General features: G+C 62.3%; 24 protein-coding genes and 1 pseudogene. 21 read left to right on the top strand and 4 right to left on the bottom strand.

Going from position 1 to position 16,911, the window contains the following annotated elements; translation table 11 throughout:
• Positions 1-3: 3 nt before the first annotated feature.
• Both AB3L03_RS01360 and tyrS read right to left on the bottom strand, forming a co-directional pair.
• Entirely contained in the window at positions 4-1,275 is a 1,272-nt protein-coding gene (locus AB3L03_RS01360) for an MFS transporter (RefSeq protein WP_368508143.1), read from the bottom strand.
• 57 nt (positions 1,276-1,332) lie between these two features.
• The gene (tyrS, locus tag AB3L03_RS01355) at positions 1,333-2,586 is read right to left on the bottom strand and encodes a tyrosine--tRNA ligase (protein ID WP_368508142.1); all 1,254 of its coding nucleotides are present in this window, start codon (positions 2,584-2,586) and stop codon (positions 1,333-1,335) included.
• 164 nt (positions 2,587-2,750) lie between these two features.
• Between tyrS and AB3L03_RS01350 the strand changes: the two genes are divergently transcribed.
• The 3 genes from AB3L03_RS01350 to AB3L03_RS01340 all read left to right on the top strand — a co-directional run bounded on the left by AB3L03_RS01350 (position 2,751) and on the right by AB3L03_RS01340 (position 4,964).
• The gene (locus AB3L03_RS01350) at positions 2,751-3,854 is read left to right on the top strand and encodes an anhydro-N-acetylmuramic acid kinase (protein ID WP_368508141.1); all 1,104 of its coding nucleotides are present in this window, start codon (positions 2,751-2,753) and stop codon (positions 3,852-3,854) included.
• 98 nt (positions 3,855-3,952) lie between these two features.
• A complete protein-coding gene (locus AB3L03_RS01345; RefSeq protein ID WP_018454457.1) occupies positions 3,953-4,630 on the top strand; it encodes a glutathione S-transferase family protein in 678 nt (225 codons plus the stop codon).
• Positions 4,631-4,640: 10 nt separating this feature from the next.
• Positions 4,641-4,964 carry a multidrug efflux SMR transporter gene (locus AB3L03_RS01340; RefSeq protein WP_039799056.1) on the top strand — a complete coding sequence of 108 codons (324 nt, stop codon included), beginning with the start codon at positions 4,641-4,643 and terminating at the stop codon, positions 4,962-4,964.
• Here the strand turns inward: AB3L03_RS01340 and AB3L03_RS01335 are convergent.
• Both AB3L03_RS01335 and AB3L03_RS01330 read right to left on the bottom strand, forming a co-directional pair.
• Positions 4,961-5,471: pseudogene (locus tag AB3L03_RS01335) on the bottom strand (DUF1697 domain-containing protein). The gene AB3L03_RS01340 and the pseudogene AB3L03_RS01335 overlap by 4 nt on opposite strands.
• 7 nt (positions 5,472-5,478) lie before the next feature.
• Positions 5,479-6,126, bottom strand: coding sequence for an alpha/beta hydrolase (locus tag AB3L03_RS01330; RefSeq protein ID WP_007591562.1), 648 nt, complete (start codon positions 6,124-6,126; stop codon positions 5,479-5,481).
• Positions 6,127-6,470: 344 nt separating this feature from the next.
• Here AB3L03_RS01330 and AB3L03_RS01325 point away from each other — a divergent pair, with 344 nt between their 5' ends.
• From AB3L03_RS01325 to AB3L03_RS01240, 18 genes are all read left to right on the top strand, one after another.
• Positions 6,471-7,610 carry a cysteine desulfurase family protein gene (locus tag AB3L03_RS01325; RefSeq protein WP_204511092.1) on the top strand — a complete coding sequence of 380 codons (1,140 nt, stop codon included), beginning with the start codon at positions 6,471-6,473 and terminating at the stop codon, positions 7,608-7,610.
• Positions 7,611-7,918: 308 nt separating this feature from the next.
• On the top strand, positions 7,919-10,528 hold the full coding sequence (locus AB3L03_RS01320; RefSeq protein WP_368508140.1) for a DNA-directed RNA polymerase: 2,610 nt from the start codon (positions 7,919-7,921) through the stop codon (positions 10,526-10,528).
• Complete coding sequence (locus AB3L03_RS01315) at positions 10,506-10,682, top strand: hypothetical protein (RefSeq protein WP_368508139.1); 177 nt, start codon at positions 10,506-10,508, stop codon at positions 10,680-10,682. Before AB3L03_RS01320 ends, AB3L03_RS01315 begins: the two co-directional genes overlap by 23 nt.
• Positions 10,683-10,684: 2 nt before the next feature.
• Complete coding sequence (locus tag AB3L03_RS01310) at positions 10,685-10,861, top strand: hypothetical protein (RefSeq protein ID WP_368508138.1); 177 nt, start codon at positions 10,685-10,687, stop codon at positions 10,859-10,861.
• Positions 10,862-10,943: 82 nt separating this feature from the next.
• Positions 10,944-11,375 carry a hypothetical protein gene (locus AB3L03_RS01305; protein WP_368508137.1) on the top strand — a complete coding sequence of 144 codons (432 nt, stop codon included), beginning with the start codon at positions 10,944-10,946 and terminating at the stop codon, positions 11,373-11,375.
• Positions 11,372-11,518, top strand: a complete 147-nt coding sequence (locus AB3L03_RS01300; protein ID WP_368508136.1) for a hypothetical protein — start codon at positions 11,372-11,374, stop codon at positions 11,516-11,518. Before AB3L03_RS01305 ends, AB3L03_RS01300 begins: the two co-directional genes overlap by 4 nt.
• Positions 11,509-11,667, top strand: a complete 159-nt coding sequence (locus AB3L03_RS01295; protein ID WP_368508135.1) for a hypothetical protein — start codon at positions 11,509-11,511, stop codon at positions 11,665-11,667. The genes AB3L03_RS01300 and AB3L03_RS01295 overlap by 10 nt, the downstream gene beginning before the upstream one ends.
• On the top strand, positions 11,667-11,831 hold the full coding sequence (locus AB3L03_RS01290) for a hypothetical protein (RefSeq protein ID WP_368508134.1): 165 nt from the start codon (positions 11,667-11,669) through the stop codon (positions 11,829-11,831). Before AB3L03_RS01295 ends, AB3L03_RS01290 begins: the two co-directional genes overlap by 1 nt.
• Positions 11,761-12,066: a DUF6525 family protein gene (locus AB3L03_RS01285; protein ID WP_368508133.1), complete on the top strand. Its 306-nt coding sequence runs from the start codon at positions 11,761-11,763 to the stop codon at positions 12,064-12,066. Before AB3L03_RS01290 ends, AB3L03_RS01285 begins: the two co-directional genes overlap by 71 nt.
• 43 nt (positions 12,067-12,109) lie before the next feature.
• Entirely contained in the window at positions 12,110-12,466 is a 357-nt protein-coding gene (locus AB3L03_RS01280; protein ID WP_368508132.1) for a hypothetical protein, read from the top strand.
• On the top strand, positions 12,463-12,774 hold the full coding sequence (locus tag AB3L03_RS01275) for a hypothetical protein (RefSeq protein WP_368508131.1): 312 nt from the start codon (positions 12,463-12,465) through the stop codon (positions 12,772-12,774). The genes AB3L03_RS01280 and AB3L03_RS01275 overlap by 4 nt, the downstream gene beginning before the upstream one ends.
• Positions 12,758-13,117, top strand: a complete 360-nt coding sequence (locus AB3L03_RS01270) for a hypothetical protein (protein ID WP_368508130.1) — start codon at positions 12,758-12,760, stop codon at positions 13,115-13,117. The genes AB3L03_RS01275 and AB3L03_RS01270 overlap by 17 nt, the downstream gene beginning before the upstream one ends.
• The gene (locus AB3L03_RS01265; RefSeq protein WP_368508129.1) at positions 13,114-13,266 is read left to right on the top strand and encodes a hypothetical protein; all 153 of its coding nucleotides are present in this window, start codon (positions 13,114-13,116) and stop codon (positions 13,264-13,266) included. Before AB3L03_RS01270 ends, AB3L03_RS01265 begins: the two co-directional genes overlap by 4 nt.
• A gap of 219 nt (positions 13,267-13,485) precedes the next feature.
• Entirely contained in the window at positions 13,486-13,731 is a 246-nt protein-coding gene (locus tag AB3L03_RS01260) for a hypothetical protein (protein WP_368508128.1), read from the top strand.
• Positions 13,732-13,826: 95 nt separating this feature from the next.
• On the top strand, positions 13,827-14,393 hold the full coding sequence (locus AB3L03_RS01255; RefSeq protein WP_368508127.1) for a hypothetical protein: 567 nt from the start codon (positions 13,827-13,829) through the stop codon (positions 14,391-14,393).
• On the top strand, positions 14,393-14,905 hold the full coding sequence (locus AB3L03_RS01250; protein WP_368508126.1) for a hypothetical protein: 513 nt from the start codon (positions 14,393-14,395) through the stop codon (positions 14,903-14,905). The genes AB3L03_RS01255 and AB3L03_RS01250 overlap by 1 nt, the downstream gene beginning before the upstream one ends.
• A gap of 3 nt (positions 14,906-14,908) precedes the next feature.
• Positions 14,909-15,163 (top strand): helix-turn-helix domain-containing protein, encoded by a 255-nt coding sequence (locus AB3L03_RS01245; RefSeq protein WP_368508125.1) that lies wholly within the window; start codon positions 14,909-14,911, stop codon positions 15,161-15,163.
• Positions 15,164-15,316: 153 nt separating this feature from the next.
• The gene (locus tag AB3L03_RS01240) at positions 15,317-16,834 is read left to right on the top strand and encodes a DnaB-like helicase C-terminal domain-containing protein (protein WP_368508124.1); all 1,518 of its coding nucleotides are present in this window, start codon (positions 15,317-15,319) and stop codon (positions 16,832-16,834) included.
• Positions 16,835-16,911: the final 77 nt, after the last annotated feature.

The raw sequence follows: 16,911 nt of genomic DNA, 5'->3' as shown, positions 1-16,911 counted from the left end.
GACCTACCGCCGCAAGGCGGGCACGACCAGGAACGGGATCATCCCGAGCACCACGCTCGCGAGTGCGAAGGCGAGCAGCGCGTTGTAGCCATGGGTCGCGTCATGGATCAGGCCGCCGCTCCAGGAGCCGAAAGCCGAGCCGAGCCCGCTGCCGATCGAGATGGTGCCGTAGATGGTGCCGACGCGCTTGCCCCCAAAGATCTTCATCGCGGTCGCCGTGATCAGCGGTCCACGTGAGCCCATCATGCTGCCGAAGCAGACCACGAATCCGGTGAGCAGGAGGAAATTGGCGGAGTATTGCAACAGCCACAGCAGGAAGATGCCGAGGATCGAGATCGCGTAGCTGAGCAGCACCGACGGCCGGCGACCGATCAGGCCGTCGAGCGCGGACACGCCTAGCATGCCAAACACCAGCACGATGCCGGAGAAGCCCCAGGCCGTGGCGGCCTGCAGCGGTGGAAAGCCGGCATCGATCAAATAGGCCACGATCTGGGCGGCGATCGCATACATGCCGACCGCGGTGAAGAAGAATGTCGAGAACAGCGCCCAGAAGGCGTGGTGGCGCATCGCGCTCGGAAGGGTCCAGCCGTGATCGACGAAATCCGGATCGGTCTTCTTCGCGATCTGCGGCGAGCCCGAGGCGAACAGCCGCCATGGCAGCAGCATGAGCGGCACCAGCAGGCCGAGCGCGGCGAAGCCGAACAGCTGGTAGGTTTCGCGCCACCCCAGATGATCGATCAAAAGCTGCGAGGCCGGCAGCAGCGCCAGCACGCCGCCACCCATGGCCGAGTAGACCACCGCCATCGCGGTCGGGAGTTTTGGGCCGAACCAGCGGCCCAGCAGGATCGAGTTCGGCACATTGCCGATGAAGGCGACGCCAATGCCGACGCAGAGTCCGATCGAGAGCTGGAACTGCCAGAGTGACTGCGCTTGGCTTGCGATCAGGAAGGCCGAGCCGAGCAGCAAAAGGCCCAGTGCATAGACGATGCGCGGTCCGGAATGATCGAACAGGCGCCCGACCAACGGCGCCGTCAGTCCGCTGACGAGCCACGTCAGCGAATAGATCGAGACCACTTGGGCGCGATCCCAGCCAAAGTTTTCCGAGATCGGCTTCAGGAAGACGGTGAAGCTTTCGCTGAGGCCGCGGCCGAGCACGGCGAGTGTGAAGCAGAGCGCGAGCACCACCAGCGCGGTGCGCACGACGCCCTGCGGCGTCGCCGTGACGCGTTCCCTGGTCGCTTGCTTGGACTGTTCCTCTAGCGTGTTCTGGTCCATTGCCGATCAGGGAGCGCGCTTCAGCGCGCCCTGACAAGCAGCGAAAAGCTCATACGCCTATGCAGGCCTCAGGAGGATGTGCTTCTTCTTGCCGAACGACAGCTTGACCACGCCTTCCGGCGTCAGGTCGGCCGCCGACAACGCCATCTTCTCGTCGGTGACGGGCTCGTCATTGACGCGCAGGCCGCCGCCCTTGATCTGGCGCCGTGCTTCGCCGTTGGAGGCAACGAGGCCCGCCTTGACGAAGGCGTTGAGCACGCCGAGGCCGGCGTCGAACTCGCCGCGCGGAATTTCCACGGTCGGCAGGCTCTCGGCCAGCGCGCCTTCCTCGAAGGTGCGGCGCGCGGTCTCGGCCGCCTCGTTCGCTGCGTCGCGGCCATGCAGGAGCGCGGTCGCCTCGGTGGCGAGCACCTTCTTGGCCTCGTTGATCTCGGAGCCTCCGAGCGCCTCGAGCTTCCTGATCTCGGTCATTGGCAGCGTCGTGAACAGCTTGAGGAACTTGCCGACGTCGGCGTCTTCGGTGTTGCGCCAGTACTGCCAGAAATCATACGGCGAGAACTGGTCGGCGTTGAGCCAGACCGCGCCCTGAGCGGTCTTGCCCATCTTGGCCCCCGACGCCGTCGTCAGCAGCGGCGTCGTCAGGGCGAACAGCTGATGCGTGCCCATGCGACGGCCGAGATCGACGCCCATGATGATGTTGCCCCACTGGTCGGAGCCGCCCATCTGCAAGTTGCAGCCGGTCCGCCTGGCGAGCTCGACGAAGTCGTAGGCCTGGCAGATCATGTAGTTGAACTCGATGAAGCTCATCTCCTGCTCGCGCTCGAGGCGCAGGCGCACGGAGTCCATCGTCAGCATGCGGTTGACCGAGAAATGCCGCCCGACGTCGCGCAGCATCTCGATGTAGTTGAGCTTTGTCAGCCACTCGGCATTGTCGAGCATGATGGCGTCGCTCTTGCCCCCGCCATAGCGCAGCACCTTTGCGAACACGCCGCGGATCGATTCCTTGTTGGCCTCGATCTCGGCGACGGTGCGGATCGCGCGCGTCTCGTCCTTTCCGGAGGGATCGCCGACCATGGTTGTGCCGCCGCCCATCAGCGTGATCGGCTTGTTGCCGGACTGCTGCAGCCAGTGCAGCATCATCATGGTCAGGTAGTTGCCGATGTGCAGCGAGCGGGCGGTGCAATCGTAACCGACATAAGCCGTCGCCTCGCCCTTGGCGGCGAGGGCGTCCAGCCCCTCGAAATCGGAGCATTGGTGGATGTATCCACGTTCCTGCAACGTGTTGAGGAAATCCGATTTGAATGCAGTCATTTGTCGGCGCGCCTGACAATTCTTGGTTTACTGTTTTGGGAGCAATTTAAGGGTCTTCCGTGGGAACTCGGTTGCTGCCCGCCACTTTGGCCTGTGGCATTATAAGATGTGTCCCTCTGGCACAAGATCGGCATGCCGGAAGGGTCGCTTGAGGACGCTGATCCATGATGTTGACGGCACTCGGTTTGATGAGCGGCACCTCGCTGGACGGGGTGGATGTCGCGCTGATCGAAACCGACGGAAAGCAGGTGAAGGCATTCGGGCCGTCCGGCTACCGGCCGTATAGCCCGGCGGAGCGCAACCTGCTGCGGCAGGCGCTGAGCGAGGCGGTGCACCTGGCCCAACGCGATGCTAGGCCGGGAGTTCTGGCCGAGGCCGAACGCGCAGTGACGCTCGCGCATGCCGAGGCGGTGGCCGCCTTCGTCGCCCAGAACCGGATGAAGCCGGAAGACATCGACATCGTCGGCTTCCACGGCCAGACCGTGCTGCACCGCCCCGAGAAGCGGCTGACGGTGCAGATCGGCGACGCGCCGGCGCTGGCCAGGGCGATCCATATCCCCGTGATGCATGATTTTCGCGCCGCCGACGTCGAGGCCGGCGGGCAGGGCGCGCCATTAGTGCCGGTTTATCACCGCGCGCTCGCCCATTCGCTGGAGCGCGAAGGGCCGATCATCGTGGTCAATATCGGCGGCGTCTCCAACATCACCTATATCGACGGCAACGACACGCTGATCGCCTGCGACACCGGACCCGGCAACGCGTTGCTCGACGATTTCATGTACCGCACCATGAATCAGGCGTTCGACGCGGACGGAAAGCTCGCAGCCCTCGGCAAGGCGGACGAGGCCTGGATCGCGCGGGCGCTGCAGCTGCCGTTCTTCGCAAGCCCGCCGCCGAAATCGCTCGACCGCAACGATTTTGCCGCGCTGAAGCTCGGCGATGTCCTGCCGGCCGACGGCGCCGCAACGCTGACCGCCTTCACCGCGGCGGCCATTGCCCGCGTCATCCCGCTGCTGCCACGCAGGCCGCGGAGCTGGATCGTCTGCGGCGGCGGCGCCCGCAACCGGACCATGCTCCAGATGCTGCGGGAGCGCGTTGGGTCCGCCACTGTCGAGGCCGCGGAGGCAGTCGGCTGGGCCTCCGACGCCATCGAGGCGCAGGCCTTCGGCTTCCTCGCCGCGCGCGGCCTGAAGGGCCTGCCGCTGTCGTATCCCGGGACCACGGGCGTGCCGATGCCGATGACGGGCGGGGTGATCGCGCGGCCTTGAGATCATAGGCGGGATGATGCAGATGCATTGATCTTGACATGTAGATGCATATGCATCTATCTTTGATGCAGTTGCATCTAACCGTCGGGATTCTCGCCATGACCGCTTCACTGAAACTGATCAGCCACAAGCTTTGCCCCTATGTGCAGCGCGCGGTGATCGCGCTCAACGAGAAGGGCGTGCCGTTCGAGCGGGTCGACATCGATCTCGCCAATAAGCCCGACTGGTTTCTCAAACTGTCGCCGCTCGGCAAGGTGCCGGTGCTGGTCGTGACGAGCGAGAAGGGCGAGGTCGCGCTGTTCGAGAGTAACGTGATCTGCGAGTACATCGAGGAGACGCAAGGCGGCGTGAGACTGCATCCGGCGGATGCCTTGGAGCGTGCCGAGCACCGGGCGTGGATGGAGTTCGGTTCAGCAGTGCTCGCCGATCTCTGGGGCCTAGAGACCACGACCGATGCGGCGACGTTCGAGAGCAAGCGCCAGGCGCTGATGGTGAAGTTCGCCCGGGTCGAAGCGGCGCTCGGTGCCGGTCCTTATTTTGCTGGCGAAGCGTTCAGTCTCGTCGACGCCGTATTCGCCCCCGTCTTCCGCTACTTCGATCTGTTCGATGAGCTGACCGACCACGGCATTTTCCGCGATGTGCCGAAGGTCCGCGCATGGCGCGCCGAACTGGCGAAGCGTCCGAGCGTCCGTACTGCGGTGGGCGCGGACTATCCGCAATTGCTGCGCGCCTTCCTCGTGCGCCACGACGCGCATCTGCTCAAGCTTGCGGCCTGAGCCCACGCCGATGTCGCAATCCATGGCCTGGCTGATGCTGGTGATCGCAGGCGCACTCGATGTTGGCTGGGCGATCTCGATGAAATATGCGGAAGGCTACACGCGCGCTGGCTGGAGCGTCGTTTCGCTCGTGCTGCTCGTAGCCTTCGTTGTCCTGCTCGGGCGTGCTTTGAAGGTGCTCGAGGTCGGCGTCGCCTATTCGGTCTGGACCGGCATCGGCGCCGCCGGCACCGTCGTCATGGGTGTGGTGCTGTTCGGCGAGGCGCTGAGCGCGATGAAGATCGCGGGGATCCTGCTGGTGCTGACGGGGATCGCGGCGCTCAAGCTGGCCTAGAGCTCTGCGGCCATTTTCGCGAGCGTCGCGATCGTTTTCATGTTGCGCGCGGTGCCGGTTGGCGGCGGGGATGACCAGCTTCGACGTGCCCATGCCGTCGCCGTAATGCACGTAGATCTCGCGGCGGCCGAGGCGGATCTCCTCCTTGTTCTGGCCGCGAATGCCGGCGAGCGCATCCGCCGGCGGCGCCTTGTCGAGGAAGATCGCGACGGTACGGTTGGGGGCGGCCTTTGGAAACGGATTATCGGCCAAGACCTGCGCCATCTCGGTGGCGCTGCGCACGAGCACGCCGACCGGCGCGCCGGCATAGGCGTGCAATCGCTTTTCGAGTGCGGTCTTGATCGCAGATTGCGACTTGCGGCTTGTGAAGACGACGTTGCCGCTTGCAATATAGGTGCGCACGGCGGCGTAGCCGAGCTCCTCGCACATGGCCTTGAGTTCGCTCATCGGCAATTTGCCGGTGCCGCCGACATTCACGGCACGCAGCAATGCGATGAACGCACCCACGGAAAGCTCAGCGCACGTTGGCGAGGCGCATGTCGAGATAGGCGGTGATGGTTTCCATCAGCGGCTCGAGCTTGGCGTCGAAGAAGTGGTTGGCGCCCGGGATGACCTGCTGGTCGATCACGATGCCCTTCTGGGTCTTCAGCTTCTCGACCAGCGTGTTGACGTCCTTGGGCGGCACCACCGCGTCCTTCTCGCCATGCACGATCAGCCCCGAGGACGGGCAGGGTGCGAGGAACGAGAAGTCGTAGAGGTTGGCGGGCGGCGCGATCGAGATGAAGCCCTCGACCTCGGGGCGGCGCATCAGCAGCTGCATGCCGATCCAGGCGCCGAAGGAGAAGCCGGCAACCCAGCAGGCGCGCGCTTCGGGATTGATGGTCTGCGCCCAGTCGAGCGCCGCGGCCGCGTCCGACAATTCGCCGGTGCCGTGGTCGAACGAGCCCTGGCTGCGGCCGACGCCACGGAAATTGAAACGCAGCACCGAGAAGCCGCGATGCGCGAACGCATAGTAGCACTGGTAGATGATCTGATGATTCATCGTGCCGTGGAACTGCGGATGCGGATGCAGGACCATCGCGATTGGCGCGTTCTTCTGCTTGGCCGGATGGTAGCGGCCTTCGAGGCGGCCGGCGGGGCCGGTGAAAATAACTTCAGGCATGATGATCTCTTGATTGATCCCTTGAAGACGCTCTTCAACAATCAACCGATTGTGCGGATTTCATCGGCTGCTGGGCCGATCAAGCCGCGAATGGAAGGGTGGAGCGGCGCCCTCGGATGATGCGCGAGCGGCGCGCGGCGAACTGACGCGCGCGTTCTAACATGAGGCGAGGGTCAAAAAGCAAGCATCTTGAACATCCCGCAATCGGCTCAAGACGTTAGCGTGTCATGGCCGTCATCGCGCGAAGGCGATTGGGAATCGAGATTGCCAAGCGCTGCCCGGGGGCCCATGTCGGGTACCAGTGCGGGCGAAGCAGCCTGGTCCGAATGGTAACATAATACGTCATGCCGAGCCGTGTTTATCTCGACTGGAACGCGACCACGCCGCTTCGCTCCGAGGCGCGAGGCGCAATGCTCGCAGCCTACGAGCTGATCGGCAATCCGTCCTCTGTTCACGCCGAGGGGCGCGAGGCGCGACGGCTTGTCGAGGGGGCGCGGGCCATCCTTGCGACCGCAGTAGGCGCGCTGCCGCGGAACGTCGTCTTCACCTCCACGGGAACCGAAGCCAACGCGCTGGCGCTTTCACCGGGGCTTCGGGGGCCGTCTGGGGGGCCTGTCGAGCGGCTTCTGGTCTCGGCCGTCGAGCATGCTTCGGTACTGGCAGGCGGCCGGTTCCCGGCAGATGAGATCGGTCAGATCAGGGTCACACGCTCCGGCGTGATCGACCTCGATCATTTGAAGGCGCTGCTCAGAGAGGGCCCGCCGGCGCTGGTCTCTATCATGGCGGCCAACAACGAGACGGGCGCGCTGCAGCCTATCGCCGAGGCCGCGGGAATCGTTCACGGGGCCGGCGGCCTCCTGCACGTCGACGCAATCCAGGCGCTTGGGAAAATCCCCTTCGATATCAAGGTGATCGGTGCGGACCTTGCGACCTTTTCTGCGCACAAGATCGGCGGCCCCAAGGGGGTCGGCGCGCTGGTCGTGGCCGAGGGCGTGGCCGGACTTGAGCCGGTGCTGCGGGGCGGCGGGCAGGAGCTGAACCGGCGTGCCGGAACCGAGAATGTCGCCGGCATTGCCGGCTTCGGGGCATCCGTGCGGGCTGCCCTTCAGGCTTTGCCGGAGGATGCGGAACGGATGGCAACCCTCAGAGATCGCTTGGAAAATGGCATTCGCTCCATGGCCGGCGCAACGGTCTTCTCAGATGACGCCAGGCGGTTGCCAAATACCGTTCTTTTCACGGCTCCCGGCTTGAAAGCCGAGACCGCGGTGATCGGTTTCGACCTCGAAGGTGTCGCGGTGTCCTCGGGCTCTGCCTGTTCCTCGGGCAAGGTACAGCCGTCCCACGTGCTGTCGGCGATGGGGTATGATCCCACCGTCGCCCAAGGAGCGGTGCGTCTCAGTCTGGGCTGGTCCACGGAGCCGGATGACATCAACAGGGCGTTAGAGGCTTGGCGAAAGCTCGGTAATACCCTACTTAAGGGATAAGCGATGAAACACGGCTTGAACGGTTCTAAGCGCGTGCGTCCCGCCAAGAAACATCGTAATAGTCGTCCGAATTTGATGATCCACCGCGGTCCTTGAAACCGTTCGCAAGTGAATTGACACTTGTAAAAGTATCTCCCCGCACTATACACCACTGAGAAGGTCGCTTTGGCGGCCTTTTCTCTCGCCCAGTTCCAGCACAACAGGAATATGGTTGGTTTCGGGGATAGAGTTCAACAAAAACAAACAGATACCAATCCGACATCCGGCCTTTTGCCCAAAGGCGCAACTCCACGAAAGGACGTCCCCAGATGGACACCAGTGTTCTTCCTGATGATACCCAAGGCTTCCATGCGGAACTCTCTCTCGCCATGGACAAGCTCCAGAAGCGCGAGGACCGAGCCGAGGCCAATGCTGGCTACGGTTCCACGGTTGGTGGCATGGCCATCACCACAAACTACCTCGCCAAGGTCACTGAGGGTGTCACCAAGGAACTGAACGGTCCCCGTCCGCGATCCAACACGTATGACTTCCGGCTCCAGCGGTTCCTTCGCAATCTGGAACCCGAGGTCATTGCTCTGGCGATCCTTCAGGCCGGGCTCCGGTCGGTCGGCATGGCCATTACGTCGTCGCAGCGCGAGGCTGTGATGCGGATCGGTGTCGCGCTCAACAATGAGCTGTGGGCCGCCAAGCTGCTCCAGACCAACAAGAAGCTCGCCGCCAAGGTCGAGAAGACCGTCCGCGAGAAGTACGGCAAGGTGGACCTCCGCGTGAACGCTGCGAAGCGTCTGGCCGCCAAGGGCGATGCTGACGGTAACGCCTTCGTGATGCAGGAATGGACGAACTCGGAGCTGGCGCACGCTGGCAACTGGGGAATGAACATCCTGCTCGACGTCATGCCGGATGTGTTCGAGCTGACGGACCCTGAGACCTTCAAGGGCGAGCGGCTGTGGCGCATGACCGAGACCGCCAAGGACTTGGCCGCTGCTGCCGTCCGCGAGACCGTGCTGCGCTCGCCGGTCTACCAGCCCCGCACTGAGAAGCCCAAGGCTTGGGACAGCTTCATCATGCGGTTCGCTGAGGACGCTCGCACGCTCGACCGCTCGCAGCTGATCAGGACCTACCACAAGGACGTCATGGCCGCTGCCCGTCACGGCATCAGCTCTGGTGCCATGGCGCCTGCGCTGCACGGTCTCAACATCCTGCAGTCCGTGCCGTTCAGGATCAATACCTGGATCATGGACACGATCATCGACTGCTACAACCACGGCATCGAGGTCGATGGTGTGCCCTTCCGCAACTCGCTGGAAGTGCCGAAGCGCAAGACCGACGAAGAGTTCAAGGCCATGTCTGTTGAGGAGCGCAAGCTGCTCAGCAAGAAAATCCGTGGGCTCCACAAGGCCAACAGGGCCAACGACGCGGACACCGTACAGTTCGAAGAGGACATCGAGACGGCGAAGCGTACGGCCTCCGCAGAGCGGTTCTACACGCCCATGAATTGGGACTGGAGGACCCGCACGTACAGCCTCGCGCGTTTCAATTTCCAACGCGAAGACCGTGTGCGTTCGATGTTTCTCTTTGCGAATGGCAAGCCCATTGGCACCGAGGGCATCTGGTGGCTCAAGGTCCACGTGGCCAACTGCGGCGCCTTCAAGGACGCGAACAAGATTGGCATCGACAAGAAGCCTTTCGAGGAGCGCGTGAAGTGGGTCGAAGACAACATCGCTGACATTGCGGACTACGTGAAGCGCCCGCTGTACCGGACGGAGTGGACACAGGCTGACAGCCCGTTCCTCTTCCTCGCCGCGTGCCGCGAGCTGATCGAGTGCGACAATGACCCGAGCTATGTGACCCATCTGCCGACCGCGTGGGATGGCAGCTGCAACGGACTCCAGCACCTCTTCCTGATGTGCCGCGATCCCGAGGGCCGTCTCGTCAACCTGATCGACACGCAGGCTCCCGAGGACATCTACCAAGTCGTCGCGGACGAAGCGAAGAAGCTGATCGAGGCTGACGCGGGCAACATGGAGTTGTTCGGCAAGCCGGATGACAAGAAGCCCGAGCGCAAGACGGTCGCCACGTTCGACAAGCTGGCCAAGATGGCGCTGGCGTTCGGCGTGGACCGCAAGCTGGTCAAGCGCAACGTGATGACCTTCAGCTATGCCAGCAAAGAGTTTGGCATGAGCGAGCAGCACTTCGAAGACACGATGGCTCCTCAGGAGCTGAAGCTGCTCAAGAAGGAAATCGCGCACCATCCGTTTGGTGACGACGAGGACGAGTGGCGTCTGGCATCCAGGTATCTCGCCAAGCGCGTGCTCGCTGCCATCAAGCAGGTTGTCCGCATGCCCTCCATTGCGATGGCCTTCATGCAGGTCCTCGCGAAGGCTCTGGCTCACGAAGGGAAGCCGCTCAAGTGGGTAACGCCTGCAGGCGTCACGTGCATCAACCGCTACCACGAGAGCACCACCGAGCGCATCGAGCTTTTCGTCCACGACAAGGGCGTGAAGAAGCGCACACAAATTACCGTCGCGAACGGCTACGAGAAGCCCATCGCGAAGGACAAGGCAGCGGCCGGTATCGCCGCTAACCTGACGCACAGCATGGACGCAAGTCACCTCCTTCTCTCTGTAGGTGCTGCGGCCGATGCGGGGATCACTGACATCGCCACGGTGCACGACAGCTTCGGTTGTCTGGCCTGCGACGCTCCTCAGTTTCTCCAGATCATCCGCGAGACGCTTATGCGGATGTACACCGACCACGACATTCTCTCGGAGCTTTACGAGAGCTGCGTTGCCGACCTCACCGAGGCCGGGCGCGATCACCTACACAAAGAGCTTGCCAAACAAGGCCTCAGCGGCCCGCCCGAAAAGGGTGCACTGGATTTGAAGGAGTTGCTCAATGCTCGATACGCATTCGCATAACAAGTCGAACTACTCGCCGCTGCGCGTGTTCACCGCAGCCGTCCTCAACGGTGTGCCTGTGCCCGAAAGGGCGCGGGCTTTGCTGGAGGCCAACGGCGTCAACACTGCCGAGCTGGAGCACCGCATGCTCCACCAGATCGGGATGCGGGGCTGAACATGTGGAAGGATCGCTTCTCGCGGATCACCCACTGCAGCGCATTCCAAACGTCCCATGGCATCGCACACATCGCCTACTTCGTGGTGGTCTGTGCTGAGGGTCATGGTCTCTACTCTGCCATTGGCGGCGTCATGGTGATCTTCTCCATGATCCACGTCGCTGCAGGCGAGTGGTGAACTGACCGACTGAACCAATCCCATCATCTGGACTGCGACACGGGCCCCCATGCGGGGCCTGTCGTCGTTTTGGAGACAGCTCATGAAGACCCTCTACCACGGCACCTGTTCTGTTGACCTCGCCAGCATCAAGAAGATCGGGCTCGTCCCCGGGCACGCCAAGGGCGGCGATGCGTGGGCCAAGGACCACATGCACCAGCTCGCTCGCAACGCTGCCAAGCGTGAGCCCAGCGTGTTCGTTGCGGACAACGAGCCTGACGCTGCGAACTTCGCACGTCTCGCTGCGGAGGAGATGGGCGGCGATCCCGTGATCATCATCCTGCACGTGCCCGACCATGTGTTCGCGACCTTCCACGTCGATGAACTGTTCGACAGCGACATGACCCCGCATGCGTGGCGTGCCCCGCGCGTCCCTGCGGCCTGCATCGCTGCCGTCAAGCCGATCCCGAAGGGGCACTCGGACTTCGAAGTGATGTCCGTGCTGTCGTCCCTGATGGAGGCCCTGCGTCCGTGAGGCTCTACAGCATCAAGCACACGCCGCGTGGTGCAGTCGTCGTCCAAGGCGACCGCATCATCTCCGATCATGAAATGCCAATCGCCATCGCTCAGCAGACCGCTGACTGGCTCAACCACAGAAAGCTGCTCGCATGGACATGAACCTAACGACGCTGCGCAACGCCGCCGACTGGCACGCACATCAGGCGATCAAGGCGTACCGCAAGCGCGACTACGACACCTTCCGGCGCCACCTGTGCATCGCGGATGACCTTCGGGCCACCGTGGTGATGGCTTGGGAGGCCGCGTGATGGAAGGCATCTACACCATCGTCGCGAACAAGGACGGCACCTACAACGTCGTCCGCATGGCGCCCACTGTCATCTCGCAAGGGCTGAAGCTGGGTGAGGCCGAGGCGCTGGCGTTCGCGCTCAGCACGCAGGTTCGCCTGCTTGAGGGCACGCTTGCGCGGTAGCAATAGCGGCACCAAGGGGCAAGTCACAGGGTCACTCAAGACCTTCGACAAGCTCCCGAAGCACATCCGACAGAAGCTCGCTCGGGCCAACCACAACTGGTCTCCCGAGGAGTGCGAAAGTTTCCTGCTGTGGGAAGGCGCTGCGGCTTTGTCCGAGCACATCACAGAGGCTGAGCAAGCGATGGCAGCTGCTCACTACGCGATCCTAGCGTCAGGCAAGCCATACCCGAAGTAACCCCACAATCCGCTGACCATCCATCTGAGACGAGGAGAGACCTATGTCCACCAAGACCGACTTCACGCCGTCCGGCATCAAGTACGAAGGCCCGTACGAGAACGACCGCAACGCTGAGAACGCCGAACTGTACAAGGCCATCATCCGCGAGGCCTATGGCGTCACCGACGTCATCTGCGGCCACCACCTCGTCTACCAGGTGGAGGACAAGCGGGCTGACGGCTTCACCTACACCTTCGTCGAGGAAGTGCCCAGCGCTGACACGCTGATCTTCGACACCGACGTCGCGCAGAAGCTCTGGGGCGACAAGTGGAAGAGCATCCTCAGCATCCTCGCTGTCACGCCCATTGCCGAGCGTGATGCGCTGCTGAAGGACTTCTACTACGGGAGGGGCAAGTGAACCGCATCTGGATCGCTGAGAACGACCGCAACCAGAACCACAGCGGGCTGCTCACGGACATCATCAAGGAAGTGTACGGCGCTGACACTGTTGGCGTTGGGCACCACCTGATGTTCTCGACGCCTGATGGCCGCGTGGACGAGCAGCCGAGCATCGACACCCTGATCTTCGACCATGACGTGGCGAAGAAGCTGTGGGGTGACGACTACATCACCGTGCTCGCCAAGCTCGCCAGCGTGCCTCAGTCCGAGCGCGACACGTTGCTCTCCGACTTCTTCTACGGGAGGGCACATGAAGTTCAAGACTGACCAGTTCGGGGAGCGCACGCTCACTCTCCGCGACGATGATGGTGACCGCCTACGGGTGGTCATCTCCGAGGGCATCGGCTTCACGGCCGCTGTCGATGTCAACATGAGCGCCGTGCTGATGGGCCGTAAGAAGCTCCGCAAGTTCGCCAAAAGCAATCCTGAAGGAGACCCGCAAGTGAAGAACCGCAAGTTCAACGCCCTGATCCACATGGGCGCATCGAAGTTCGACGTCATCGTGAAGGGCAAGGACGGCAAGCCCGTGACCTTCGACCTGTACCACATGGACAAGGAGCAGCGTCGTCACTTCCATCGCGAGTTCATGAAGGCGTACCGCGCATCATGAGAACCTACAACGCGATCTGCGCCGCCTTCTACGCCGCGATCTTCGTCCTGATCGGCTACGGCATCTTCAAAACCCCGACCTATGACGACGCGGCGGCGCGCAATGCCTGCCTCGTTCGTCCGTGGCTCGACACCTCGAACGGCTGCTGACCACATGAAGCGACTGAACGCGGGGGCCCTAGTGGCCCTCGTTTCCATTTGGGCGACTGCTGCCCTCGCAGGCCCCGCCTGCACACCTGCGTATCCCCGAGGCTTCCACGTGGAGCGCGGGACCAAGAAGCACCCGGTTGTCGTCTGCACAGGCGGTGACCTCCAATCCACATGGCGTACCTGCACGCCGCAATTCAACGCCTAGGAGCGAAACGACTGATGTTCTCCAAGATCAAGGCCTTCTTCGTTGGTGTCGAGCAGACTGTCTCGCACGACGTCGAGGCTATCATCACCAACTTCACCAGCACCGTGGACAAGCTGGAAGCTGCTGCCATCGCGAAGACGGCCGAGGCTGCTGACTACGCGGCCACCGCTGAGTTCACCACGAAGCTGTCCAATGAGGCCACCGCCGCTGCCGCGAAGGCAACCGCTGTCGCCGCCAAGATCAAGGCGCTCGTCGCCTGATGTCAACGCAGCACATTCTGGGCTTCGCAATTTTCGCGATGCTCCCGCTGCTGCTCTACGTACTGAAACATTTGAAAGACTGACTACCCATTTCAATGGCGAAAAAAGTTAAGAAGGTCCTCCCGGCCAGCACCCTCGTGTGGCCGAAGCTGAACGAAGTCGATGTCTACCAGCCGGTGGACAAGAAGGGCCGCCCGAGCGGGGCCGAGAAGCGCCGGTACATCGTGAACATGAAGTTCAACGATGCTGACCATCGCGCTGTCGATGCGTGGCTGGACGAACAGCTCAAGGCGTTCGACCTGGAGGACGGCAAGAAGCCGTGGAAGAAGGACAAGAAGACCGGCGAGATCACTCTGGTTGCGACCAGCGGTGAGGAGTATCGCCCGACCGTGTACGACGCCAAGAAGAATGAGGTCCCTGTGGCCGTGAAGATTGGCGGCGGGTCGAAGGCGAAGGTCTACGTCACTGTCAACCCGTACACCGGCTTTGGTGGCGGCATCAACCTGTACATCAACTCCCTGCAGCTGCTGGAGCTGGTGACGCGTGATGACAATCCGTTCGATGAAGAGGACGGCTTCGCCAGCGGCGACACGAAGGACGAGGACGAGTCTGAGGGCGGGCCCGAGGGCACCGAAGACGACGAAGACGACATCCCGTTCTAATGACTAAGCCCGCACTTACTCTTGAGCCTACGTTTCGATCAGGGCTTGAGAAGAAGGTAGCGGAGCAGCTCGAAAAGGCCGGTGTAGCGTATGCCCATGAAGCGAAATGGGTCCGCTACATCGTGCCCGAGCGCGAAGCGAAGTACCTTCCTGACTTCTGCTTCGACACTGAGAAAGAGGTTTGTCCGATCATCATTGAGGCCAAGGGCCGCTTTGGTGGAGGCAATCCTCGCTTCAAGCAGTCGAACAGCGGCGACAGCGCGAAGGAACGACAGAAGCTGATCCTACTGAAGGAGCAGCATCCAGAGCTGGACATCCGGCTCGTGTTCGAACGCGCATCTTCTCCGATCTACCCAAAGTCCCCCACGTCACAAGGCAAGTGGGCAACCGATCACGGCTTCAAGTGGTCGGACAAAGGCATCGTGCCGCAAGAGTGGCTCGACGAAATCACCGCTTGGCATCTGAGCCGATCCAAGACGGTGGCAACACCCATCAGAAAGAAGAGGAAGTAACTCATGTCGAACGAAACGTTCACCATCGGCGTCCCCAATCTCGCTGGCGACCTCGAACTGCCCGAACAGGCTCGCAAGGTGCTCGCGCATCTGGAGCGTCGTGGCGACATCACGCGTCTGAAGGCCGACAAGGTCTACGGCATCGTGAACCTGCCCGACTGCATCTATCGCCTCCGCCGTGAAGGCTACTGCATCCGCACCGAGCGGCCGGTTGACGATGGTGGCGTTCGCTACGTGCGTTACGTGCTCGAAGACTAAATGGGCCAACTGCTGCGGAAGGAGGGATGCCCTTGGTGTCCCTCCTCAGACGCCTTCGCCATCTACGACGAAGGTCCCCCGAAATGCTTCAGCTGCGAGAAGGTCGGCTATCCCCCGGGACACGCTGAGCACACCCCGCGCACGAAGAGGACTGTGACAGAAGACGAGACTGAGACCAAGCCGTGGTCGCCCATCAAGGGCCACTACGAAGACCTGATGGCACGCGGGATCACCGAAGCGACATGCCGCAAGTGCGACTACCAGGTAGGCGAGAACGCTTCTGGCAAGCGCGTCCACATTCAGCTGATCAAGGATGACACAGGTCGCGTGATCGACCAGAAGACCCGAGACAGCAAGAAGAACTTCAGCTGGATTGGTGACAGCCCGTTCAAGAAGAACGGCGGCATCATCGGTTCATGGGGCTGGCCCGAGAAGGGCAAGGCCGTGATCATCACGGAAGGCGAGATCGACCGCATGAGCGTGTCGCAGGCCTTCGACAACAAGTATCCGACAGGCTCGCTCCCGAACGGCTCGGGCTCCGTGAAGAAGGCGTTCATCGCTGACTTCGAAAAGCTCTGCCGGTTCGACCACGTGGTGCTCTGCTTCGACAACGACGAGCCCGGACAGAAGGCCCTCAAGGAAGCCTGCGCGATCCTGCCGGTCGGCAAGGTCAAGATCATGACCGTGCCCCACAAGGACGCTAATGAGACCCTGCAGGCCGTAGGGCCGGGTCCGATTGTCAGCTGCTACTACAACGCCAAGCCGTGGCGCCCTGATGGCATCCGCGAGGGCCGCGAGTTCACCAAGGAACGCCTGAAGAAGAAGCGCAGGAAGGGCTGGGAGCTGCCTTGGCCTGCACTGAACGAGATGTGGCTCGGCCTGCGTGAGGCTGAGGTCACTACCATCTGCGCAGGCTCTGGCATCGGCAAGTCCACGTTGGCGCGCGACATCGCGTACTACATGCGGACGAAGCACGGTCTCAAGGTCGGCAACATCTTCCTTGAGGAGGACAACGACACCACGGTTGACGCCTACGTGGCGCTGCATGCGGGTGTGCCTCTCAAGCGCATCATCTCCGATCCCGAGTGCATCACTGACGAACAGTGGGACGCCGCACTGGCTGCGGTCGTGTGGGACGAGATGATGTTCTACGACCACTTTGGTTCGCTGGAGAGCGACCGGCTGCTGACCATGATGCGTTACATGGCGGCGAGCGGCTGCAAGTTCATTGTGCTCGATCACATCAGCATTGTGACATCGGGACTTGAGAGCGGCAGCGAAGGGGAGCGGAAGGACATCGATATCCTGATGACGAAGCTCGCGTCCTTCGTGAAGGAGACGGGCTGCGGCGTGATCGCCATCGTCCACCTCAAGCGCTCGCAGGGCAAGAACTTCAACGAAGGCGGCCAGATCAGCCTCAACGACATGCGCGGCTCAGCATCAATCGAGCAGCTGTCGTTCAACGTGCTGGCGGCCGAGCGCAATCAACAGGACGAGGAGAAGAAGCGCTTCGCGCTCCTGCGCTCACTCAAGTGCCGCATCACCGGCGAGACTGGTGAGGCCGACACGTTGGAGTGGGATAGCGAACGCGGCGCCTACAAGGTCGCGTGTCCCTTCAGCGAGTACACATCGTTCAACCCGACAGATGATAAGGAGGATGCACCATTCTGAGACTGCTTGCCGACACGGAGAGCAATGGCTTTCTGGCGACGGCAACCAAAATCCACTGCGTTGGCATCACTGATGTC

The organism is Bradyrhizobium lupini, assembly GCF_040939785.1.
Classification (GTDB): Bacteria; Pseudomonadota; Alphaproteobacteria; order Rhizobiales; family Xanthobacteraceae; genus Bradyrhizobium; species Bradyrhizobium canariense_D.
This window is presented reverse-complemented; position numbering and strand designations above follow the sequence as displayed.